Source organism: Streptomyces beijiangensis, from assembly GCF_017315755.1.
Classification (GTDB): domain Bacteria; phylum Actinomycetota; class Actinomycetes; order Streptomycetales; family Streptomycetaceae; genus Streptomyces; species Streptomyces beijiangensis.
Genome location: NZ_JAFLRJ010000774.1, coordinates 1 through 478, shown reverse-complemented (window position 1 = coordinate 478; position 478 = coordinate 1). Strand labels below are relative to the sequence as shown.

Annotated in this window: 1 pseudogene; it reads left to right on the top strand. The window is 75.5% G+C overall.

The window, feature by feature from the left end:
• Positions 1–2: 2 nt before the first annotated feature.
• A pseudogene (locus J0695_RS38990) lies at positions 3–478 on the top strand (SAM-dependent methyltransferase); the annotation flags it as partial.

Genomic DNA, 478 nt, shown 5'->3' with positions numbered 1-478 from the left:
GGATCGCCCGCCTCGCGGGCGTGGGCAGGGCCGCCGTCAGCAACTGGCGGCGCAGGCACGCCGATTTCCCCAAGCCGGTCGGCGGCACCGAGACCAGCCCCTCCTTCGCGCTCCCCGAAGTCGAGCAGTGGCTGCGCGACCAGGGGAAACTCGCAGAAGTGCCGCTCCGTGAGCGCGTCTGGCAGCAACTGGCGGGACACCCGGCCGGCGCCGTCACCGCGCTGCGTCACGCGGGTTGCGCCCTGTTGCTCGTACGGGACAGGCCGCGCGCCTGGCTGAAGGTGGCCGCCGTCACCGACGCGCAGCTCGCCCGGGTGCTGCCGACCGCCCTCGCCGACGTGCTCGTCGCACGCTTCGGCGTCCCCGGCCCTGTGAACACCCCCACCGCCGCCGACCTGCTCCCCTCCGTCCCCCTGCTGCGCGCCGCCGCCGAACTGGCCGCCGGGACCGGGGCCTGCGAGGCCCTCGAGTTCCTGCT